The following is a 20,356-nucleotide window of genomic DNA, read 5'->3' on the forward strand; positions in this document are numbered from 1 at the left end:
GCCTCGCTGCGCTCGCCATGACGGAGATGGACGGTCGCCGAAGCTGATCGTTCCTTGATCTACCGCAAAACCGCCGCCGCAAGTCGTCGCAGGACATTGTGGAGCGTTGCTTTCGGACGCGCCCTGCCTCAGGGTTCCTCTATTCCCCCGCGGTTTCTCATGGCTTCAGAACAGACACTCCTGGCCGGATCCGCCGGTTCCGGGCGCATGACCGCGCCGGGGCGGGCGCGGCGCATGACACGGCGCAGCCGCCGCATCGCGATCATCGCGGTGTCCGGGGCCGTGCTCGCGCTCGCGCTCGGCCTCGCGCTCTACGGCATGCGCGGTACGATCGTGTTCTTCCGGACGCCGACCCAGGTGATCCAGGAGCCGCAGGTCGGACAGCGCATCCGGCTGGGCGGGCTGGTCGAGACCGGCTCGATCCGGCGCGGGCCGGACCAGACCGTGACCTTCGCGGTGACGGACGGTGCGTCCCGCGTGACGGTGCATTATCGCGGCCTCCTGCCGGATCTCTTCCGGGAGGGGCAGGGCGTCGTGACGGAAGGTGCGGTCGAAGCCTCCGGCTCGTTCAGGGCCGCGACGGTCCTCGCTCGTCACGACGAGAACTACATGCCCCGCGAAGTCGCCGACGCGCTCAAGGCCCAGGGCCACTGGAAGGACGGCAAGGTGCCTGCCGCCGCCGCTGCCGGTCCGGCCGACGGGCGATGAGGCGTTCGGTGGGGATGCCTGCATCATGCTGATCGAAGCCGGCCATTTCGCCTTCGGCCTCGCTCTCGGCTTGTCGCTGCTCCAGCTCGTCCTGCCGCTCTGGGGCAGCCGGACGGGCGACCGGGTGCTCATGGCGATCGCCGCGCCGGTCGCGATCGCCGTCTTCGGGCTGATCGCCTTCTCCTTCGCGACGCTCGTCGCCGCTCACGTGACGTCCGATTTCTCGGTCGAGAACGTCTTCCAGAATTCGCATACGGCCAAGCCCCTGATCTACAAGATCTCCGGCGTCTGGGGGAACCACGAGGGCTCGATGCTCCTCTGGGTCGCGATCCTCGCGCTGTTCAGCGCGCTGGTGGCGCTGAATCCGAGGACGGTGCCCTTCGCGCTTCGGGCGAACGCGCTCGCGGTCCAGGCGGCTCTCACCGTCGCCTTCCAGCTCTTCATCCTGTTCACCTCGAACCCCTTCCGCCGCCTCGATCCGGCGCCGATGCAGGGGCGGGATCTCAATCCGGTCCTCCAGGATCTCGGGCTCGCGATCCATCCGCCGCTGCTCTATCTCGGCTATGTCGGCTTCTCGATGACCTTCGCCTTCGCCATGGCGGCGCTGATCGACGGACGGGTCGACGCCGTCTGGGCGCGGGCGGTGCGGCCCTGGGCGCTGCTCGCCTGGAGCCTGCTGACGCTCGGCATCGCGATGGGCTCGTACTGGGCCTATTACGAACTCGGCTGGGGCGGGTTCTGGTTCTGGGACCCGGTCGAGAACGCCTCGCTCATGCCCTGGCTCGTGGGGACGGCGCTGATCCATTCGATCGTCGTGATGGAGAAGCGCGAGGCGCTCAAGATCTGGACGATCCTCCTCGCCATCCTGACCTTCTCGCTCTCGCTGCTCGGCACCTTCCTCGTGCGCTCGGGCATCCTGACCTCGGTCCATGCCTTCGCCGTCGATCCCGGCCGCGGCGTCGCGATCCTCGCGATCCTCGTCGTCTTCATCGGCGGCTCGCTCGCGATCTTCGCCTGGCGGGCGCCGCTTCTGCGCCAGGGCGGCATCTTCGCGCCGATCTCGCGCGAGGGCGCGCTGATCGTGAACAACCTCCTCCTCGCCTCGGCCTGCGCCACGGTCTTCCTCGGCACGCTCTACCCGCTGGCGCTCGAGGCGGTGACGGGGGAGAAGATCTCCGTCGGCGCCCCCTATTACGACCTCACCTTCACGCCGATGGCCCTGCTCCTGCTGGTGGTCGTTCCCTTCGGGCAGCGCCTCGCCTGGAAGCGCGGCGACCTGCTCGGAGCGGCGCAGCGCCTCCTCGCCGCGGGGCTCGTCTCGATCGCCTGCATGCTCGGAGTCGTCGCCTTCACCACCGGCGGGCCGATCCTGGCGCCCCTCGCCATCGGGATCGGCGTGTTCCTCATTCTCGGCTCGCTGACCGAGATCTGGGTCCGCGCCGGAGCCGGCCGCACGCCGGCGATCGTCCTGCGGCGGGCGATCGGCCTGCCGCGCTCGACCTGGGGCAGCGTCGCCGCCCATGCCGGGCTCGGCATCACGCTCATCGGCCTCGCCGCCCAGGCCTGGAGCCACGAGACCATCACGGCCGCCAAGATCGGCCAGACGCTGACCGTCGGCCGCTACCAGGCGAAGCTCGTCGACGTCCGCGACCGGCCAGGCCCCAACTACCAGGCCAAGGTCGCCCTGCTCGAGGTGAGCCGCGGCGGGACCGGGCTCGGCGTCGTCGAATGCGAGAAGCGCAGCTATCCGGCGCGCGAGACCACCACGACGGAGGCCGGCCTCCTGACGGACGGCACGAGCCAGTTCTATGCGAGCTTCGGCGAGATGTATCCGGACGGCACGATCGGCCTGCGGCTCTACGACAAGCCGCTCGTCCTGCTCATCTGGCTCGGCTCGGTCGTGATGGCGGCGGGCGGTGCCCTCTGCCTCAGCGACAGGCGCCTGCGGATCGGAGCGCCGAGCCGGGTCCGGCCCCGCTCCGGCCTCGTCCCGGCCGAGTGAGCGGGCCGGAACGTTCGGAGACCATGATGCGGGTTGTCCTTGCAGCGCTCGTGCTGCTGGCGGGATCGGGCGCGGCCCTCGCGCAGGATGCGGCGGCGGGCGAGGTGGTCTTCCGCCAGTGCCGCGCCTGCCATCAGGTCGGGCCGACGGCGCGCAATCTCGTGGGTCCCGTCCTGAACGGCCTGTTCGGTCGCAAGGCCGGCACCGTCGAAGGCTACAGTTACTCGGCGGCCAACAAGAATTCCGGCCTCGTCTGGGACGAGGCCGTCTTCCGCGACTACATCCGCGACCCGCGCGGCACGATCCCCGGCACCAAGATGATCTATGCCGGCCTCAAGGACGAGCAGCGCATCCGCGACCTGATCGCGTTCCTCAAGCAGTTCGACGGGACGGGCGGCCCCGCCGCGAAATAGGCCGCTTCCCGCGATTGCGCCCATCGCCGATCGGTTGCAAGGAGGATCGGGGGAGGGACGTATCGTGGGCATTTCTGCGGATCTGCGCGGCAAGGCGGCGCTGGTGACGGGCGGTGCGACGGGGATCGGCCTCGCGACCGCGGCGAGCCTCGCGCGGTGTGGCGCCAAGGTCGCCGTCAACTATCTGCCCGGCGACAATCGCGGCGCGGATGCCGTCGCGACCCTTCAGGGCGAAGGGCTCGATATCGTCCCGGCCGAGGGCAACGCGGCCGCCGCGGGCGAGTGCGAGGCGATGGTCGAAGGGGCGATCGCGCGGCTCGGACGCCTCGACATCCTCATCAACAATGCCGGCGTCACCGGCACGGTCGAGCCGATCCCCTTTCCGGAACTCGAGCGGATGACCGACGAGTTCTGGCTCAAGATCCTCGATACCAATCTCGTCGGGCCCTTCCGGGCCAGCCGGGCCGCCGCCCCCGCGCTCCGGGCGGCGAAGGGCGCGATCGTCAACACCTGCTCCGTCGCGGGGCTCGGGCGGCGAGGCTCCAGCATCGCCTATGCCGCCTCCAAGGCCGGGCTCATCAACCTGACGAAGAGCCTCGCCCGCGCGCTCGCGCCGGATGTGCGGGTGAACGGCGTCGCGCCGGGCCTGATCGAGACGCCGCTGACGGCCGCCTGGCCGGAAAGCCGCCGCGACCTCACGCGTTCGCGCACGATCCTCGGCCGCACGGGAACGCCCGAGGATGTGGCCGAGGCGATGCTCTTCCTCGCCGCCGGCGCAGCCTACATCACCGGCGAAGTGATCGCCGTCGACGGCGGCTCGCAATAGAGCGGAAATCCTGACGACATCGCGTCCGCGATATCGTCGGCCGGGCCGCGCGATGGGGAAGCGGCCGGAGCGGAATCATGACCCGAAGCCTTCGGCGTGCGGTCCAGGCCCTTCTCGCGAGCATGGTCGTCCTGTTCCTGGCCGCCGGCCCGGCCCAGGCCTACCGCTTCGGCACGGACGAGACCGTCCACAAGATCGAGGGCGTCAAGCTCAAGGGCGCGAAGGACGAGGCGCTGTTCCTCGGCCACCTGACGCGCATCCGCTGGTTTCTGGCGGGCGTCTATGTCGAGGACGCCGGCTACGTGCTCGGCGTCGAGGGGGATTCGAAGCGCTTCTATCCGATGCCCGAGGGCGAAGCGCTGACGTCCTTCCAGCGAAACGGGTACCTCCCCGATCCCCTGCCGTCCTACGAGGTTCCGTTGATGGAACGCGTCATGGGCTACTCCCTCTGGTGGGGATTGGCCCTCGGCATCGGGGCTGTCTTGATCGGCTGCATGCGGGACCGCAGGGCGGCGGCCGAGCAGGCGCGCCCGTCGAAGCCCGAGCCACCCCCCGCTCCCACATCCTGAACCGAGAGAGGCCGCGAGACCCATGATCGATCTCTATACCTGGACCACGCCGAACGGCCGCAAGGTCTCGATCGCGCTCGAGGAACTCGGCCTGCCGTACCGCGCCCATGCGATCGACATCGGCAAGGACGAGCAATTCGCGCCGGACTTTCTGAAGATCGCGCCGAACAATCGCATCCCGGCCATCGTCGACCGCGACAACGACCTCGCGCTGATGGAATCGGGCGCGATCTTGATCTACCTCGCCGACAAGACCGGCAAGCTGATGGCGCGCGAGGGCGAGGCCCGCTACCGCTGCATCGAATGGGTGATGTGGCAGATGGGCGGGCTCGGCCCGATGGCGGGCCAGGCGCACCACTTCCTGCGCGCGAAGAAGGGCGTCTCCGAGTATTCCGAGCAGCGCTACGTGAACGAGGCGAAGCGTCTCTACGGCGTGCTCGACCGCCGGCTCGCCGGCCGGGACTACATCACGGGCGAATACTCGATCGCCGACATCGCCTCCTGGCCCTGGGTCTCGCGTTACGAATGGCACCAGGTCGACATCACGGCCTTCCCGAACGTCCTGCGCTGGTACAAGGCCATCGCCGCCCGCCCGGCCGTCCAGAAGGGCTATCAGGTGCCGAAGGAAGCCGGCCCCATCCCGATGCCGGCGTAACGCCGTCCACCCTCCCGCTTCTCCCCTTGCGGGAGAAGTCGAGTTGCGCGTCAGCGCGACCGGATGAGGGGCACGGGACACATGCCGTCAGCGGGGGCACCCCTCACCCGGACGACGCCTCCGGCGTCGCTCGACCTCTCCCGCAAGGGGAGAGGCGGTGTGCTGGCGAGGCCGGGCTTCCTTCTTGCCTCCTGATCTGGCGGAATGGATCCGTTCGTCCGGGCAGGAAGAGACGTCATGCGCAGGCTCCTCATCGCAATCCTCGTCTGCCTCGCGGGCGGTGCCGAGGCCCAGACGGTCTGGCGGATGCCGACCGAGTATCCGGCGACGGCGATGCCGGGGGAGGGGATCGCGTCCTTCGCCTCCTCGCTCGCGCGGCGCAGCGGCGGCAGGCTCGCGATCGAGCCGAGTTTCGACGCGAAGCTCGGCATCAAGTCGGCCGCCATGCCGGTGGCGATCCGCGAGGGGAGGGTGGAGGCCGGCGACGCCTTCGGCGGCGCGCTCGGCGGCATCGATCCGGTCTTCGGGCTCTCGTCGCTTCCCTTCGTCACGCCGTCGATCGAGGCGGCGGAGCGGCTCGCCGGGACGGCCCGTCCGCTCTACGCGCAGGCCTTCGCCAAACAGGGCCAGCGCCTCCTCTACGTGACGCCCTGGCCTCCGAGCGGGCTCTGGATGAAGGAGCCGCTCGCCTCGGTCGAGACCCTCCGCGGCCTCGCCGTGCGCACCTATGACGCGACCTCGACCGCCGTCATGGCGCGAGCGGGCGCGAAGGCGTTCAACATCTCCTTCGCCGATGCCCAGGCGCGCGTGAAGGACGGCAGCGTCAACGCCGTCCTCTCCTCGGGCGACGGGGGCGCCGGGCGCCGGCTCTGGGAGCAGCTGCCGCATTTCGCCGAGATCAACTACGCCATCCCGCTCTCCTTCGCGACGGTGAGCCAGAAGGCCTACGAGGCGCTCGATCCCGATCTCCGCCGGGCCGTCGACGAGGCGGCGGCCGAGACGGAGTCGCGGCAATGGGCGGCGATCCGCACGCGCCTCGACGAGAACTACAAGCGCATGCGGGAGAACGGGGTGACGATCCGGACGGGGATCGATCCCGCCGTGACGGCGGCCCTGCGCGAGGCGGGCGCGGCCTCCGTCGTCGAGTGGCGCAAGGTCGCCGGGCCCGAGGCCGGGCGGCTGGTGGACGGCCTGCCGCCGAAATAGATCCTGCGGCATTGCCGCCCTTGCCGCAGATCGCAGGCTCGGGCAGGCGTGGGCATCCAGGGAGAGGCGGCATGTCGTCGAGGATTTCGCGTCGGGGCGTGTTCGCGATCGGGGCGGGCCTTCCCGTCGCCTTCATGGACACGGCCTCGGCCCAGACACCGGTCGACGCGACCGCGCAGCCGACCTTCTCGCTGCTCCTCGTCAACGACATCTACCGCATGAGCGACGTGAAGGGGCGCGGCGGCTTCCCGCGCCTCGCCGCGATCGTGAAGGCCGAGCGGGCGCGCGGCGTGCCGATGCTCTTCTGCCATGCGGGCGATTGCTTCTCGCCCTCGCTCCTGTCGGGCTTCGACCAGGGCGAGCATATCGTGGACCTCACGAACCTCATCCCGCCCGATGTCTTCGTGCCCGGCAACCACGAGTTCGATTTCGGCAAGGACATCTATCTCAAGCGCATGGCGGAGGCGCGCTTCCCGTTCTTCGGCGCCAATATGAGCCTCGCCGACGGCAGCCCGGTGCCGGGGATGAAATCCTCGGAGCTCTACCGCTTCGGGGAGGTCACGGTCGGGCTCGTCGGGCTCGTCATGGAGGAGGTGCCGCAGGTCTCCTCTCCCGGCGACCTGCGCTTCGGGCCGGTCATGGAGACCCTGCGCCGCGAGGCGGAGAGCCTGCGCGCGAAGGGTGCCGACATCCTCGTCGCCGTGGCCCATACCGAGCGCTCCGTCGATCTCGAGATCGTGCGCTCCGGCCTCGTCGACATCCTCCTGACGGGCCACGACCACGACCTCGCCATCACCTTCGACGGCCGGACGGTGATGGTGGAATCGAACGAGGAGGGGAACTTCGTCACCGCGATCGACGTCGTCGCGCGGGCGAAGGGAACGGGGCTCGCGCGAGAGGTGTCCTGGACGCCGAGCTTCCGCGTGCACGATTCCGCCAAGGTCGAGCCCGATCCCGGCGTCGCCCGCGTGGTCGCGACCTATGAGAGCAACCTGTCCTCGGTGCTCGACGTCGTCGTGGCGAAGAACGAGTTCCAGCTCGACAGCCGCACCAGCGTCATCCGCTCCCAGGAGACGGCGACGGGCAATCTCGTCGCCGAGACGATCCGCGAGATGACGGGCGCGGATGTCGCCCTCATCAATGCCGGCGCGATCCGCGGCAACGCCGTCTTCGCGCCCGGAAGCGTCCTGCGGCGGCGCGAGCTCCTGACGGAACTGCCCTTCGCCAATATCGGGATCCTGCTTGAACTCTCGGGGCAGGACCTCGTCGCCGTGCTCGAACACGGCCTGTCCTCCCTGCCCGATCCGCAGGGTCGCTTCCCCCAGATCGCGGGCATGCGCTTCACCTACAACCCGCGCGAGCCTGTCGGGCGGCGCGTGAAGTCGGTGGAGATCGGCGGCGCGCCGCTCGATCCCGTCCGGCGCTACCGGTTCGGTTCGACGCATTTCCTGCTGGGCGGCGGCGACGGCTACGCGATGCTGCCGAAGGCCACCGTCCTGATCGGCCAGAACGACGGCAAGCTCGTGCCAACCGAGGTGATGAACCGTGTCGCCGAGAAGGGCGTCGTCACGGCCAGGATCGACGGCCGCATCGCCGTCATGTGAGGGCAGTTTCGCGCGGCCGTTGGTGGGTGCTTCGAGACGGCGCTTCGCGCCTCCTCAGCATGACGCTGGTGGATATCTCCCACGAGCGTCACGCTGAGGAGCGAGCCATAGGCTCGCGTCTCGAAGCGCGCACCGAAGCTTGCGCAGGCCCTCTATGCGCCGCGCGACGCGAGCGCGGCGCGCCCGGCACCGCCCCCGGCGATGCGGCCGAAGACGGCGCCGTTGGTGAGGCCCGTGCCACCCGGATAGTTGAAGTAGAAGATGCCGCCGACCATCTCGCCGGCCGCATAGAGGCCCGGGATCGCCCGATTGTCGACGCCGAGCACCTCGGCCTGCGGATTGATCCGCAATCCGCCGAAGGTGAAGGTGACGCCGCAGGTGACGGCATAGGCCTCGAACGGGCCGTCCTCGATCGTGTTGGCCCAGTTGGTCTTGTCGACGGCGAGGCCGGTCGTGCGCCGGCCGTCCTTGACGGTCGGGTTGAAGGCGATGTCCTTCCGGATGGCCTCGTTATAGGCGAGGATTTCCGCCAGCGCGGCGTCGTGATCGACGTCGTCGAGCTGGCGCACGAGGCCCTCCAGCGTGTCGGACGAGACCTTCGTCACCTGCTTGATGCGGTATTCGTCGCGCAGGAGGTGAGCGACCTTGCTGTCGAAGATCTGCCAGGCGAACTGGCCGGGCTGCTCGAGGATCACGCGGCCGTATTTGGCGTAGGTGTAGTTGCGGAAATCCGCGCCTTCGTCGACGAAGCGGCGGCCCTTGGCATTGACCATGATGCCGAACGGATAGCTGTGCTTCTGGAAGTTGTCGCCGACGGCGAGGTCGCCGAATTCCGGCGCGTTGCGCTCCCAGCCGACCGCGTGGCAGCCGGACCAGTTGCCCGCGCTCATGGCGCCGGCGGCGATGCCCATGCGGATGCCGTCGCCCTGATTGTAGCGGGTGCCACGGACCTTGGCCAAATCCCAGCCCGGGCCGAGATAGCGGGTGCGCCATTCCGGATTGGCCTGGAAGCCGCCTGCGGCCAGAACGACCGAGGGCGCGCGGTAGGAGACCGGCTTGCCCTGCAGCATCGCCTTGACGCCCGCGACCTTGCCGTCCTCCATGATGAGGTCGGTCGCGCGGCATTCGTAGACGACCTCGATGCCGTTCTTGTCGGCCGCGCCGAAGAGCGCCTCGACGAGGCCGGGCCCGCCGCCCCAGGCCTCCACCGTCAGGCCGCCCCAGAACTTGAACTTGCCGTCGATCTTGAAGGCCTGGCGGCCGTAGATCGGCACGAAACGCACGCCCTTCGTCTGCATCCAGCGCAGGGTGTCGAAGCTGTTGCGGACCAGGACCTCGACGAGGTCGGGATCGGCGCGGAACTGGGTCACGCGCTCCATATCCGCGAAGAACTGCTCCTCGGTATAGGTGCCGAAATCGGTATTGGCCTTCTCGTCCGGCGTGAGGTCGGGCACGAGCGTCGTGATGTCGTCGAGGCCGTTATAGACGACGCGCATGGCGCCGGCCGTGAAGTGCGTATTGCCGCCCCGCTCGTCCTTGCCGGCGCTTTCCAGCACCAGGACGCGAGCGCCGCTTTCGCGCGCCGACAGGGCCGCGCAGAAGGCCGCATTCCCCGCGCCGACGACGATGACGTCGACATCCTTGACGTCCGCTTCCCCGCTCATCCCGAATTCCCTTCGTCGTGCCACTTGGATCAGATTGTCGATGTATACATTCGCACACTGATGTGTGCAACATCGGGGCGGAAAGTGGCAGCTCACACCGCGAGGGTCCATGACCCTGTCCGGTCGACGACAAAAAGAGGGGAGAGCGCGCTGCAATTAAGGTTTGGTTTACCATGTTCGCGTCAACGTCACGGGGCACCGGAAGCTAGGCGGACCCTGCTGGCGACGGCGCGCCGGTGGGGATGGGGCCGATGTCCGACAAGCCTGCTGGCAACGCCGGCGCCGCGGTTGCGAGCGACATGCTCGCCGCCCAGTCCCTCGACGACGATCCCCTCCCGGGAGAGGCGGATCCCGAGGTCGGATCCCCGTCTGCCATCCAGCAATTGCTCGAGAGCCGGGCGGTCCCCGCCAGATCGGTCCCGATGCTCGACGGGGTCTTCGAGCGGATGCTCGGTCTCCTGAAGACCTCGGTGCGCCGCTTCACCTCGGACATCGTCGACCTGCGGCTGACCAGGCCGCAGCCGTCCCGGTTCGGGGATTATGTCGGCTCCGTGCGCCTGCCGGCGGTGTTCGGCCTCGTCCGATCCGCGGCCTGGAACGGTCCGGCGCTGATCGTTCTGGATTCCCAGTTCGTCGCGACGATCATCGAGGTCGTCTTCGGCGGTCGCGCGGATCAGGCGCCGTCGACGGTGGACGGGCGCGGCTTCTCCCCGGTCGAGATGTCCATCCTGCGCCGGTTCGTCCATCTCGTCCTGGCCGACGTCAACGAGGCCTTCGGCTCGGTCGCAGCCGCCGACTTCGCCTTCGATCACTTCGAGACGAACCCGCGCTTCGCCAACATCGCCTCCGCCCAGGCGGTCGTCACGATCGGCGATTTCCGTGTCGAGGTCGGTCCGCTCGGCGGCAGCTTCCACGTCGTCATCCCGCTCTCGACGCTGGACCCGATCCGTGAGGTTCTGGCGTCGGGGGAGACGGCATCGGTCCATGCCAGGCACGATACGACCTGGGCCGCGAGCCTCGCGAACGAGGTCCTTCGGGCACAGGCCAGTCTTGACGTGGAGCTGTTCCGGAAGGAGATCCCCTTGCGCGAATTGCTGAGCTTCGCCGTCGGGCAGACCTTCGTTAGCGATGCCGGCCCGAGCGATCCGGTCCAGATCAAATGCGGCCCGGTCCGGGTCGGGAGCGCCCAGCTCGGACGGGCGGGCGACCGGGTCGCCGTCACGGTGACTTCGGTCGCCTCGCGATCCCCTTCATAACATCCGGTCGATGGCAGGCGCCGATCCATGACGACGACAGACCATCTCGACGGCGCGCGCCGCGCCGCCACGGTCATGCTCGTGCTCGGCGAGGAACTGAGCGCACCGCTCTGGAGCTATCTCGACGGCGACGAGGTCAAGAAGCTGTCCATGGCGATGATGGATCTCGGCGAGGTCGGGATGTCGTCCGTGTCCGACATCGCGGCCCAGTTCTGTTCGGAGATCGGCGGGGCCGATCGGTTCGTCGGCAATGTCGAGCGGACGGAGGCGTTCCTGAGGTCGGTCCTGCCCAAGGACAAGGCCGAGGCCGTGATCAGCGACATCCGGGACCGCGCGGATCACGGTGTGTGGAAGCGGCTCGCCGCGACCGACCTCTCCGCGCTGTCGGCCTATCTCAACGGCGAACATCCGCAGACCGTCGCGCTGATCCTGTCGAAGCTGCCGCCCTCCGTCGCCTCGAAGATCATCTCGGCCAAGCCGAACGAGGTCGCGACGGACATCATCCGGCGCCTGATCGGCCTGAACTCGGTGCCGCGGGAGGCCTTCGAGGATCTCGAGAGGACGCTGGAGGAGGAGGTTCTGTCGGCCGGCGGGCGGACGTCGCAGCGCGACGCCTACGCGGCGGTGGCCGAGATCGTGAACTCGCTGGAGAAACAGGCCGAGGAACGCGTCCTGTCCGAACTCGACAGGACCGACCCGGACGCCGCCACCAGGATCCGGGAGCTGATGTTCACCTTCGACGATGTCGGAGCTCTGCCCGACCCCGTCATCCAAACCATCATCCGGGGCATCGACAAGTACGGCCTGACGAAGGCCCTCCGCGGCGCGCCCGACGCATTGAAGGCCCGCTTCCTGAAGAACATGTCGTCCCGCGCGGCCGCGACCCTGACGCAGGACATCGAGGCGCTCGGCCCCATCCGGACCCGCGACGTCGAGGAGGCGCGGGCCGAGATCGTCAGCAAGGTCAAGGAGATGGAAGCTGCCGGCGAGATCGTCATCGGCAGCGACGAGCCACTGATCTGAACCATGCCGCGGGACGGCGGGACTCGGTTTCCCGAAGACAGCATGGTCTAGGAGCCCCGGCCGGGCGCCTGCCTCGCGGTCGCGAGGAGGTCGGCACGGGACGGCGGAAGACCGCCCCGGCCGGCGCGTCTCCCGGGATCGCCTTCCGCCCCGTCAGGCGACGGCGAGCATGATCTTGCCGATATGGCGGCTCTCTTCCATCAAGGCGTGCGCCGCCGCCGCTTCGCCGAGGGGGAAGGTCTCGAAGATCTCGGGACCGCATTCGCCCTTCGCGAGCAGCGGCCAGACCTTCTCGCGCAGCTCGGCGGCGATGGCGCCCTTTTCCGCGGCCGTGCGGGGCCTCATGGTCGAGCCCGTGATGACGAGGCGGCGGGTGGCGATGCGCGTGAGGTCGATCGCATCGCTCTTGCCGCCACCCATGAAGCCGATGACCACGAGCCGCCCGCCGAAGGCGAGGCTCGCGACGTTCCGCGAGGTGTAGTCGCCGCCGACCATGTCGAGCACGACATTGACGCCGCGCTTGCCCGTCAGCCGGGCGATCTCGGCGGCGAAATCCTGGCTCCGGTAATTGATCGCCTCATGCGCGCCGAGGCGCTTGCAGGCCTCGCATTTCTCGTCCGAGCCGGCCGTCGCGTAGACCGTCGCGCCGAAGGCCCGCGCCAGCTTGATCGCCGTCACGCCGATCCCGCTCGTCCCGCCATGGATCAGGATCGTTTCGCCCGAGGCGAGGGCGCCATGTCCGAAGGCGTTTGCCCAGACGGTGAAATAGGTCTCTGGCAGGGCGGCGGCGCGGGTGGCGTCGTAGCCCTCCGGCCAGGGCAGGCATTGCAGCGCGGGGATCACGCAATATTCGGCATAGCCGCCGCCATTGGCGAGACCGCAGACCTCGTCGCCGATTGCCCAGGCCTCGACGCCGTCGCCGAGCGCGGCGACCGTGCCGGCGACCTCGAGGCCGAGGATCGGGCTCGCATCGGGCGGGGGCGGATAGAGGCCCTTGCGCTGCTGGACGTCGGGGCGGTTCACGCCCGCGGCCTCGACCTTGATCAGGATCTCGCCGGTGCGCGGAGCCGGGACGGGCCCTCTGCCGAGCGCCAGCATCTCGGGGCCGCCGGGCTTGGCCAGGTTGACCAGCGTCATCTCTGAGGGAACGGTCATCGGTCCTCGCTGTCTCGTGGAGTGTTGGAGAGCAACCCGTCAGCGCGGGAGCCGTGCCATGAGATGGGCGCCGCCGCCAGGATCGTCCATCCGGACCGTCCCGTCATCGCTATTTGTGCCTGGGGGCGGCCATGACCATCAACGGGCTCATGACGGCTTGGGAAGACGGGCTTCCGACCGTGCTTGTCAGCTTCAGCGATCGCTCAATCGGCTGATCGAATTACGCGCGGGGCGATCCCGGCGAGCGCTCGCCGGGATCGTGCGGCCATGGTGCTGCGTTCAGTAATCGGCGTCGTGCCGCCCTTCGCCCGCATGGATGGCGCGCTTGCCGGCGTGGTTGGCGGGGCCGACGAGACCTTCCTTCTCCATCCGCTCCATGATGGAGGCGGCGCGGTTGTAGCCGATGCCGAGCCGACGCTGGATGTAGGAGGTCGAGGCCTTGCGGTCGCGCAGGACCACCGCCACGGCCTGATCGTAGGGGTCGGCATCCTCGTCGCCGACCTCGATCGGAGCCTCGTCGATCGCCCCCTCCTCGAGGGCCTCGGAGCCGCCCTCCTCGTCGACCGTGACCGAGTCGAGATATTGCGGCCGCCCCTGGGCCTTGAGGTGGTCCACCACCTTCTCGACCTCTCCGTCGGAGACGAAGGGGCCATGGACGCGGGTGATGCGCCCGCCGCCGGCCATGTAGAGCATGTCGCCCTGGCCGAGGAGCTGTTCGGCGCCCATCTCGCCGAGGATGGTGCGGCTGTCGATCTTCGACGTGACCTGGAAGGAGATCCGGGTCGGGAAGTTCGCCTTGATGGTGCCGGTGATGACGTCGACCGAGGGGCGCTGCGTCGCCATGATGAGGTGGATGCCGGCGGCGCGGGCCATCTGGGCGAGGCGCTGGATGGCGCCTTCGATGTCCTTGCCGGCGACCATCATGAGGTCGGCCATCTCGTCGACGATGACGACGATGTAGGGCAGCGGCTCGAGGTCCATCGGCTCGTCCTCGAAGATCGCCTCGCCGGTCGTCTTGTTGAAGCCGGTCTGGACCGAGCGCGTGATGACCTCGCCGCGAGCCTTGGCCTCCGCCACGCGGACGTTGAAGCCGTCGATGTTGCGCACCGAGAGGCGCGACATCTTCTTGTAGCGCTCCTCCATCTCCCGGACGGCCCATTTGAGCGCGATCACGGCCTTCTTCGGATCCGTCACGACGGGGGTCAGAAGGTGGGGGATGCCCTCGTAGACGCTGAGCTCCAGCATCTTGGGATCGACCATGATGAGGCGGCACTGCTCGGGCTTGTGCATGTAGAGCAGCGACAGGATCATCGTGTTGATGGCGACCGACTTGCCGGAGCCGGTCGTGCCGGCGACGAGCAGATGCGGCATGCGCGCGAGGTCGGCGATGATCGGCTCGCCGCCGATCGTCTTGCCGAGAGCCACCGCGAGCCGGTGCTTGGAGTGCGAGAAGTCCTCGGTCTCGAGCAGCTCGCGCAGATAGACCATCTCGCGCGTCTGGTTCGGCAGTTCGATGCCGATGACGTTGCGGCCGGGCACGACGGCGACGCGCGCCGAGACGGCGGCCATCGACCGGGCGACGTCGCCCGACAGGCCGATGACGCGGCTCGACTTCGTGCCGGGGGCGGGCTCGAACTCGTACAGGGTCACGACGGGGCCAGGATTGGCGTCGATGACCTCGCCCCGCACGCCGAAATCATGCAGCGTCTGCTGCAGCGTGACGGAGCTGCGGTCGAGATACTCCGCCGAGGCCTCGTAGGGAGGCTCGCCGAATGTCGCCTCGGCCAGAAGCTCGAGCGGGGGAAGGACGTATTCCCCCGGTTCCATCCGCTGAGCGACGGGCCTCGCGACGGCGACGGGAACCTCCGGAGCCGGGGGCGGCAGGGCGGGCTCCGCGCAGGCCTCCTCGTCGTGCTCGACCCGGGCCGGCGCGGCGCGCCGGCGGCGCATCGCCTGCCACGTCAGGTCGGCGCTGAGGGAGATGGGGCCGTAGCCGAGGAAGGGAAGGCTCGGCGGACCGGACAGGGTGGCGACGAAGGCGGCGACCGCCTCCTCGGCCTCGCTCGCATCGTCGACATCGTCCTCGTCATAGGACGGAACGTCGCCGGCCGCCTCGGCCCGGATCAGCTCTCCTGCGGCCTCCGCCGCCTCGCAGGGCTCGTCGACGTCGTCGAAAGGCTGTTCCGCGGCCCAATCCCGATCCGCCTGATCGAAGCCGGCGACGTCGAGGTCGTCGTGGAGATCGTCCTGCAGGTCGTGGCTCGGGGCTTCGTGGCTCGGCTCCGCCCGGCCTCGCGATGTCGGCTCGACCGGCGCGTATCCGCCCGTCGCTCGCGGGAGGGCGGGCGTGGGCTCGGCGGGATCGCCCGCCTGCCGGCGCCGGAGAACGTGGTCCGGCGTGCGCGTGAAGCGCGTGTTCGAGGCGAGATCGAAGGCCGTGAACCAGGGCGGGATGTCGGAGGATTGCGGCGGCTGGGACGGGCCGCCGAAGGTCGTCGTCGGCAGGGGACGCGCCCGTGCGGGCCGGGCGAGATTCGCGCGGCCCTGGTTCCCGAGAAGCAGGACATTCGCCGCTGTCGATTCGACCTCCTGATGGTCGCGGGCGATCGGGCGCTTCGGGGTTGGGCGCATGGCTTCCATGATACTCAGAATCTGCGGCGGCTACGGCTCTTGTGGTGGCCCTGCCATAGCAAACGACGCGTTAACGAGGCGCTTCGGAAGCGCGGCATCGCCGGGCCGCGGCGCGTCCGGATCCGGGCGGCGAGGCGTCCGGCAGGTCGACTTGCGCCTTGTCTTGGCCGGCGCCCGACGGCTACGGTGCTCGGCCCGCAGATCGGGGTCCGGCACGGCACAACCGTCGCGCGAGCCGCCAGGCGGCGGCATAAGAACAGGCAGGGGGAAACGAATGGGTTGGAAGAGACTCGTGCTCGCGTTGGCGGCAAGCTGCGCCATGACGGCGGCGGTCGCGCAGGACAAGGTCAAGATAGGCGTCCTGACCGATCTCAGCGGCGTGCTCAGCGCCTCGACGGGACCGACCGATGTCGAGGCGGCCCGGATGGCCATCGAGGATTTCGGCGGCAGCGTGCTCGGCCAGCCGATCGAACTGATCTCGGCCGACCATCAGAACAAGCCGGACCTCGCCTCCGTCATTGCGCGCTCCTGGTTCGACACGGAGGGCGTGACCGCGATTGCGGACGTGCCGAACTCCGCCGCGGCCCTTGCCGTGCAGGGCATCATCAAGGACCGCAAGAAGATCGCCCTGTTCAGCGGCCCTGCCACGGCGCGGCTCTTCAACGAGGATTGCGCCGCGACGAGCTTCCACTGGGTGTTCGATACGCGCGCCATCGCGCACGGGCTCGGCAACGCGATCCTGGCGCAGGGCGGCAAGGATTGGTTCCTCGTCGCCGCGGACTACGCCTTCGGCGCCCAGATGGCGAAGGATCTCGACGCGATCGTCAAGGCGCGCGGCGGCCGGATCAGCGGCATCGTGCGTCACCCGACCAACGTCTCGGATTATTCCTCCTTCCTGCTTCAGGCCCAGGCCTCCGGCGCGAAGATCGTCGCCTTCGCCAATGCCGGCTTCGACACGATCAACGCCATCAAGCAGGCGAACGAATTCGGCATCGTGGCGGCGGGCCAGAAGATCGCCGCGCTCGTCGTCGTGATCAGCGACATCCATTCGCTGGGGCTGGCCCAGACGCAGGGGCTGGTGTCCGTCACGGCCTTCTACCACGACCGGGACGAGGCGAGCCGGGCCTGGTCGAAGCGCTTCTTCGACAGGACGGGGCGGATGCCCGGCCAGTTCCAGGCCGGCGTCTATTCCGCCGTGCAGCACTACCTGCGGGCCGTGCGCGACGCGAAGACGACGGAGGCGAATGCGGTCGCCGAAGCCATGCGGGCCCGGCCCGTCGACGACTTCTTCGCGCCGGGCGCGAAAATCCGCAAGGACGGCCGGCTCATGAACGACATGTACCTCTTCGAGGTGAAGAAGCCCGCGGATTCGAAAGGCCCGTGGGACCTCTGGAACATCGTCGCCAGGCTGCCGGCGGAGGAGATCATCGCCCCGCTGTCGGAAAGCACCTGCCCTCTGGTCAAGGCTCCCTGAGCTCCGGCTGAATCGCCCTCGTTCCGAGGGCGGCGCGGCAGGTCCGATACCTGCCGGCCCGGCCGGGGCGCGTCTGCTTCAGCGCGGCAAGCCCTCGGTCGGCTCGCCGTCACGGACGGCGGACGGTGATGAGGCGGCGTCGGGGGTGGGGCGGCCCGGATGGTGCCGATACACGCCCTTGCCCGCTCGTTTGGCGGCATAGAGACCCTTGTCGGCCGCAGCCAGGGCCTCGATGGGCGCAAGCCCACCCTGGACGCTCGTCGCGCCGCCGACGCTGACTCCGATCTTCACGGGGTTCTGCAAGCCGATCTCGAAGGGCTCTGTGCAGGCCGTGATGATCCGGCCGGCAAGGGTCTCGCCGACCGTCTCGTCGCCGCCCGGAAGAATCACCACGAATTCGTCGCCTCCGGGGCGATAGACCGGATCGCTGTCGCGAACGGATGCGGATAGCCGGCGTGCGACGGCCGCCAGAAGCAGGTCCCCGGCGATATGGCCGTGCTCGTCATTGACGGCCTTGAAGCCGTCCAGATCGAGATAGAGGAACGACACGGCGCCTCGGCCGCCGCTCCGCCATGTTTTCGACAGCGACCGCATCGTGTCCTGGAGACTCTTGCGGTTGCGCAGGCCACTCAGCGAATCGGTCACGGCGAGCTTCTGGGCCCGCCGTTCCGCGAGATACGTCCGCACGAGCAGCTTGTTGTTCTGCATGAGCATGGAGATCATGCCGGCCAGCAGCATGGCGGTGATGATCCCGACCGCCATCATTCCGTAGACCGACGACGCGTTCGCGCCGAACGCGAACGGCATCGCGACCAGCAGCATGGCCAAGGTGGCATAGCGCGGCGTCGCGCAGTTCCGCGTCGCGGTGACGCCCACCATGCCGGCGACGTTGAGCGCCGCCAGCACCATGACGGCAGCCTGGCCGCTATTCACGCCCGCCCAGGCGGCCGCCCCGAAGGCGGCCGACCAAAGAAGGCCGAGCGCGGTGAGGGCGGCGTGCCGTATTCTCGTCCGTCGTCTCCGGAGTTGCGTTCCTACTCACCTGCACGATGAGGATCAGGCGCAGAACCGTGACGGTCAGTTCGAACGCCAGCCACAGAAGAGGCCAGGTCTCACCCGTCAATCCGATGATCGCGCCCGCCGTCGCCACGACGGCTGCCGATCCGACGAGGACGGGCGTCGTCTGCGACGCGACATTGGCCAGCATCCACGCCCGCATCTCCGGCGTTTCGTGCGGCGAAGTCCTCGTCAGCCACCCATAGCCTGCTCCGACCAGCCGGGCTGCCTGCAACGGGCGGCGGATCGACGTGCCGATGACTGATCCAATAGGCATTCATCTCTCGAGGCTAGAGCGGCTCCGCCTCTGGCGGGTCGCTCCTGTTCTTGTTGTGATCGCGAGATTTCGGATGAATCCGGATTCAGCGCGACCAGGTTGTGATCTGTCCTTTGCAAATCGTTGCTCGCCTCGGGACTCCCCGTGACGACATTTTAGCCTGCATGACGGCGGTTTAGGACCGCTTAAATCGCAGCTGCAATCTTGAATGATTATGGCGCGCAACGCCGCAATGCGAAGGGCCCGCGCCTGACGGCGCGGACCCCTCGACCTTAACGTCCCGTCGAGCCGCCGGGGCCGCGCCCGGCTCCCGAACCCCCGCCGTCCCGGGTGCCGGCCCCAGACGAGCCGCCGGATTCGGTCGTGCCGCCGCCGGCACCACCGCCGGCGCCGCCTCCTCCGCCGCCTCCGGCCCCGCCTCCGCCGCCGCCCTGCGCGTAGGCTGCCGACGCGATGCCGACGACCGCGGCGACCGTGATCGCCCTGAGCAATCCTGTTCTCATGATGACCTCCCTTTGATGGAGGCGAACGGTTCGAGCGGACCGAAGTTCAGTCCGCTGGAGATCAGATGGCCGGTTCCGCCTCGACTGTGCGGAGCAGGACATCGGCTCGGCAGGTCAGTCCGCGCTGGCCTCGGTCGGCGGAAAGATGGATCGGAGGCTTGCGGGAAACCGCTCGCACAGGAGGATCTCGTAGCCGCGGATCCGTGCGTTCAAGTCGCTCAGCCGCTGCCGATAATCGGCGGGAGCGAATTCCCAGCGGCGGAGGAACAGCTCCTCCCGCTCCCGATACATTCGGGCAATGTCGACCTTGAGATGATGCATCGCCAACCTTTGCGATCACAACGCTCGCCGCGCCCCGGCGTTTCGAAGATATCGAGTTGTCGCTCATTCAATCGCAAACGATCCTTCCAGAACACTAACTCGATTACCGACTCGGGCCGGTCGACGATCAGGCGGCGGCGCCTGGATAGCCTCGATTTCGGGGAGAGCGTTTCGCCACGCGGAAGAGCTACCTGGTTTTCTTATGTCGGAACCGTACGGAGGCGGGCCGGTTGATAGAGAATGTCGACCGCCATCGAGAGCCTTTGCCCGCCGCCACCCCTTCTGTCGGTCATTCCCGCCTCCGCCGCAGCTCGTCTGCGGCAGGAAGGCCAGGGCGAGCATCACCGCGAGGGGGCCATCCTCATGGGGTGTGGCGAGGCTTCGCACGCCTTTTTCGTGGACGAGGGGCGGATCGCGCTGCTCCATGTCGGCACCGGCATGGAGGCGGCGGTGATCGGACCGGACGGCCTGGTGGGCCACACGGTGCTCCTCGGTGGAGCGCCGATGCCCTTCCAAGCGGTCGCGAACACGTCGGCGCGCGTTCTGCGTGTGCGGCGAGCCGATCTTCTGGCCGCAATGGCCGACGCGCAGACGCGGGCGGCTCTGCTGTCGAGTACGATCGTGCTGATCGAGCAGTTGGCCAACAACATCGCCGTCGCCAATCTCTCCGTGAAGCAGCGTGTGGCCCATTGGCTCCTGCGGACGGCAGGCCAGACGGGCGACACCGTGCGCGTGACGCATGAAGGGTTGAGCCGGCGCCTCTGCGTCCGGCGTCCGGGCGTCACGGTCGCGATCCACGAACTCGAAGGCAGCCACCTGATCCGCAACAGGCGCGGCAGCATCACGGTCACCGATCGGGCCGGGTTGAAGGCCGTGGTCGAGCAGTTGCGGCTTGACTCGTCCGCGGTCGGAGGCCTGAACGGGGCGCGGGATCGTCCGCCGCCTTCGGCTCACGCATCGAACTGAGCACGGCCGGACGCGACGTTTGCGGGCATGCTCTGACGGCCGGCACG

At 68.7% G+C, this 20,356-nt stretch carries 19 protein-coding genes; 12 read left to right on the forward strand and 7 right to left on the reverse strand.

Translation table 11 applies throughout. The features are described from left to right. The first annotated feature begins 234 nt into the window (after positions 1-234). The 8 genes from ccmE (at position 235) to EV668_RS14340 (ending at position 7,983) form a co-directional block, all read left to right on the forward strand. Positions 235-708, forward strand: coding sequence for a cytochrome c maturation protein CcmE (gene ccmE / locus EV668_RS14305; RefSeq protein WP_133771136.1), 474 nt, complete (start codon positions 235-237; stop codon positions 706-708). A 25-nt stretch (positions 709-733) separates the two neighbouring features. Continuing rightward, the gene (locus EV668_RS14310; protein ID WP_133771137.1) at positions 734-2,710 is read left to right on the forward strand and encodes a heme lyase CcmF/NrfE family subunit; all 1,977 of its coding nucleotides are present in this window, start codon (positions 734-736) and stop codon (positions 2,708-2,710) included. Positions 2,711-2,733: 23 nt separating this feature from the next. After that, the gene (locus EV668_RS14315; RefSeq protein ID WP_133771139.1) at positions 2,734-3,123 is read left to right on the forward strand and encodes a c-type cytochrome; all 390 of its coding nucleotides are present in this window, start codon (positions 2,734-2,736) and stop codon (positions 3,121-3,123) included. A gap of 64 nt (positions 3,124-3,187) precedes the next feature. Further along, positions 3,188-3,949, forward strand: coding sequence for an SDR family NAD(P)-dependent oxidoreductase (locus tag EV668_RS14320; RefSeq protein ID WP_245513177.1), 762 nt, complete (start codon positions 3,188-3,190; stop codon positions 3,947-3,949). 77 nt (positions 3,950-4,026) lie between these two features. Beyond that, positions 4,027-4,518, forward strand: a complete 492-nt coding sequence (locus EV668_RS14325) for a hypothetical protein (RefSeq protein ID WP_133771141.1) — start codon at positions 4,027-4,029, stop codon at positions 4,516-4,518. A gap of 22 nt (positions 4,519-4,540) precedes the next feature. Next, positions 4,541-5,173 carry a glutathione S-transferase family protein gene (locus EV668_RS14330; protein WP_133771143.1) on the forward strand — a complete coding sequence of 211 codons (633 nt, stop codon included), beginning with the start codon at positions 4,541-4,543 and terminating at the stop codon, positions 5,171-5,173. A 237-nt stretch (positions 5,174-5,410) separates the two neighbouring features. Then, entirely contained in the window at positions 5,411-6,379 is a 969-nt protein-coding gene (locus EV668_RS14335) for a TRAP transporter substrate-binding protein (RefSeq protein WP_133771145.1), read from the forward strand. Positions 6,380-6,450: 71 nt separating this feature from the next. Continuing rightward, positions 6,451-7,983: a bifunctional metallophosphatase/5'-nucleotidase gene (locus tag EV668_RS14340; RefSeq protein ID WP_245513179.1), complete on the forward strand. Its 1,533-nt coding sequence runs from the start codon at positions 6,451-6,453 to the stop codon at positions 7,981-7,983. Positions 7,984-8,135: 152 nt separating this feature from the next. On the opposite strand, the gene tcuA is transcribed toward EV668_RS14340, so the two are convergent. Beyond that, entirely contained in the window at positions 8,136-9,647 is a 1,512-nt protein-coding gene (tcuA, locus tag EV668_RS14345) for an FAD-dependent tricarballylate dehydrogenase TcuA (protein ID WP_133771147.1), read from the reverse strand. 251 nt (positions 9,648-9,898) lie between these two features. On the opposite strand from tcuA, the gene EV668_RS14350 reads away from it, so the two are divergent. Both EV668_RS14350 and EV668_RS14355 read left to right on the forward strand, forming a co-directional pair. Further along, positions 9,899-10,903: a FliM/FliN family flagellar motor switch protein gene (locus EV668_RS14350; RefSeq protein WP_166652471.1), complete on the forward strand. Its 1,005-nt coding sequence runs from the start codon at positions 9,899-9,901 to the stop codon at positions 10,901-10,903. 27 nt (positions 10,904-10,930) lie between these two features. Continuing rightward, positions 10,931-11,926 carry a flagellar motor switch protein FliG gene (locus EV668_RS14355; protein WP_133771151.1) on the forward strand — a complete coding sequence of 332 codons (996 nt, stop codon included), beginning with the start codon at positions 10,931-10,933 and terminating at the stop codon, positions 11,924-11,926. A 153-nt stretch (positions 11,927-12,079) separates the two neighbouring features. Here EV668_RS14355 and EV668_RS14360 read toward each other — a convergent pair whose 3' ends face one another. Together EV668_RS14360 and EV668_RS14365 are read right to left on the reverse strand one after the other, a co-directional pair. Beyond that, positions 12,080-13,081, reverse strand: a complete 1,002-nt coding sequence (locus tag EV668_RS14360; protein ID WP_133771153.1) for an NAD(P)H-quinone oxidoreductase — start codon at positions 13,079-13,081, stop codon at positions 12,080-12,082. Between the two features lie 279 nt (positions 13,082-13,360). Then, positions 13,361-15,712 (reverse strand): DNA translocase FtsK, encoded by a 2,352-nt coding sequence (locus EV668_RS14365; RefSeq protein ID WP_245513181.1) that lies wholly within the window; start codon positions 15,710-15,712, stop codon positions 13,361-13,363. Between the two features lie 274 nt (positions 15,713-15,986). Between EV668_RS14365 and EV668_RS14370 the strand changes: the two genes are divergently transcribed. Further along, positions 15,987-17,186 carry an ABC transporter substrate-binding protein gene (locus EV668_RS14370; protein ID WP_133771155.1) on the forward strand — a complete coding sequence of 400 codons (1,200 nt, stop codon included), beginning with the start codon at positions 15,987-15,989 and terminating at the stop codon, positions 17,184-17,186. Positions 17,187-17,264: 78 nt separating this feature from the next. Here the strand turns inward: EV668_RS14370 and EV668_RS14375 are convergent, their stop codons facing one another. The 4 genes from EV668_RS14375 to EV668_RS14390 form a co-directional block, all read right to left on the reverse strand. Further along, a complete protein-coding gene (locus EV668_RS14375) occupies positions 17,265-18,119 on the reverse strand; it encodes a GGDEF domain-containing protein (protein WP_133771157.1) in 855 nt (284 codons plus the stop codon). Beyond that, positions 18,112-18,519 carry a hypothetical protein gene (locus EV668_RS14380; RefSeq protein WP_133771159.1) on the reverse strand — a complete coding sequence of 136 codons (408 nt, stop codon included), beginning with the start codon at positions 18,517-18,519 and terminating at the stop codon, positions 18,112-18,114. Before EV668_RS14380 ends, EV668_RS14375 begins: the two co-directional genes overlap by 8 nt. Before the next feature lie 272 nt (positions 18,520-18,791). Further along, complete coding sequence (locus EV668_RS14385; protein ID WP_133771161.1) at positions 18,792-19,022, reverse strand: hypothetical protein; 231 nt, start codon at positions 19,020-19,022, stop codon at positions 18,792-18,794. Between the two features lie 114 nt (positions 19,023-19,136). Next, positions 19,137-19,343, reverse strand: coding sequence for a hypothetical protein (locus EV668_RS14390; RefSeq protein ID WP_133771163.1), 207 nt, complete (start codon positions 19,341-19,343; stop codon positions 19,137-19,139). Between the two features lie 240 nt (positions 19,344-19,583). Here EV668_RS14390 and EV668_RS25360 point away from each other — a divergent pair, with 240 nt between their 5' ends. Continuing rightward, positions 19,584-20,309: a Crp/Fnr family transcriptional regulator gene (locus EV668_RS25360; protein ID WP_133771165.1), complete on the forward strand. Its 726-nt coding sequence runs from the start codon at positions 19,584-19,586 to the stop codon at positions 20,307-20,309. The last annotated feature ends 47 nt before the right edge of the window (positions 20,310-20,356 follow it).

This window comes from Enterovirga rhinocerotis, from assembly GCF_004363955.1.
GTDB classification, from domain to species: domain Bacteria; phylum Pseudomonadota; class Alphaproteobacteria; order Rhizobiales; family Beijerinckiaceae; genus Enterovirga; species Enterovirga rhinocerotis.

What these genes read in the sequence shown, in the direction of transcription:
- ccmE (WP_133771136.1), top strand. Translation starts at nt 235, where the DNA reads ATGACACGGCGCAGCCGCCGCATCGCGATCATCGCGGTGTCCGGGGCC.
- EV668_RS14310 (WP_133771137.1), top strand. Translation starts at nt 734, where the DNA reads ATGCTGATCGAAGCCGGCCATTTCGCCTTCGGCCTCGCTCTCGGCTTG.
- EV668_RS14315 (WP_133771139.1), top strand. Translation starts at nt 2,734, where the DNA reads ATGATGCGGGTTGTCCTTGCAGCGCTCGTGCTGCTGGCGGGATCGGGC.
- EV668_RS14325 (WP_133771141.1), top strand. Translation starts at nt 4,027, where the DNA reads ATGACCCGAAGCCTTCGGCGTGCGGTCCAGGCCCTTCTCGCGAGCATG.
- EV668_RS14330 (WP_133771143.1), top strand. Translation starts at nt 4,541, where the DNA reads ATGATCGATCTCTATACCTGGACCACGCCGAACGGCCGCAAGGTCTCG.
- EV668_RS14335 (WP_133771145.1), top strand. Translation starts at nt 5,411, where the DNA reads ATGCGCAGGCTCCTCATCGCAATCCTCGTCTGCCTCGCGGGCGGTGCC.
- EV668_RS14340 (WP_245513179.1), top strand. Translation starts at nt 6,451, where the DNA reads ATGTCGTCGAGGATTTCGCGTCGGGGCGTGTTCGCGATCGGGGCGGGC.
- tcuA (WP_133771147.1), bottom strand. Translation starts at nt 9,647, where the DNA reads ATGAGCGGGGAAGCGGACGTCAAGGATGTCGACGTCATCGTCGTCGGC.
- EV668_RS14350 (WP_166652471.1), top strand. Translation starts at nt 9,899, where the DNA reads ATGTCCGACAAGCCTGCTGGCAACGCCGGCGCCGCGGTTGCGAGCGAC.
- EV668_RS14355 (WP_133771151.1), top strand. Translation starts at nt 10,931, where the DNA reads ATGACGACGACAGACCATCTCGACGGCGCGCGCCGCGCCGCCACGGTC.
- EV668_RS14360 (WP_133771153.1), bottom strand. Translation starts at nt 13,081, where the DNA reads ATGACCGTTCCCTCAGAGATGACGCTGGTCAACCTGGCCAAGCCCGGC.
- EV668_RS14365 (WP_245513181.1), bottom strand. Translation starts at nt 15,712, where the DNA reads ATGCGCCCAACCCCGAAGCGCCCGATCGCCCGCGACCATCAGGAGGTC.
- EV668_RS14370 (WP_133771155.1), top strand. Translation starts at nt 15,987, where the DNA reads ATGGGTTGGAAGAGACTCGTGCTCGCGTTGGCGGCAAGCTGCGCCATG.
- EV668_RS14380 (WP_133771159.1), bottom strand. Translation starts at nt 18,519, where the DNA reads ATGCCTATTGGATCAGTCATCGGCACGTCGATCCGCCGCCCGTTGCAG.
- EV668_RS14385 (WP_133771161.1), bottom strand. Translation starts at nt 19,022, where the DNA reads ATGAGAACAGGATTGCTCAGGGCGATCACGGTCGCCGCGGTCGTCGGC.
- EV668_RS14390 (WP_133771163.1), bottom strand. Translation starts at nt 19,343, where the DNA reads ATGCATCATCTCAAGGTCGACATTGCCCGAATGTATCGGGAGCGGGAG.
- EV668_RS25360 (WP_133771165.1), top strand. Translation starts at nt 19,584, where the DNA reads ATGTCGACCGCCATCGAGAGCCTTTGCCCGCCGCCACCCCTTCTGTCG.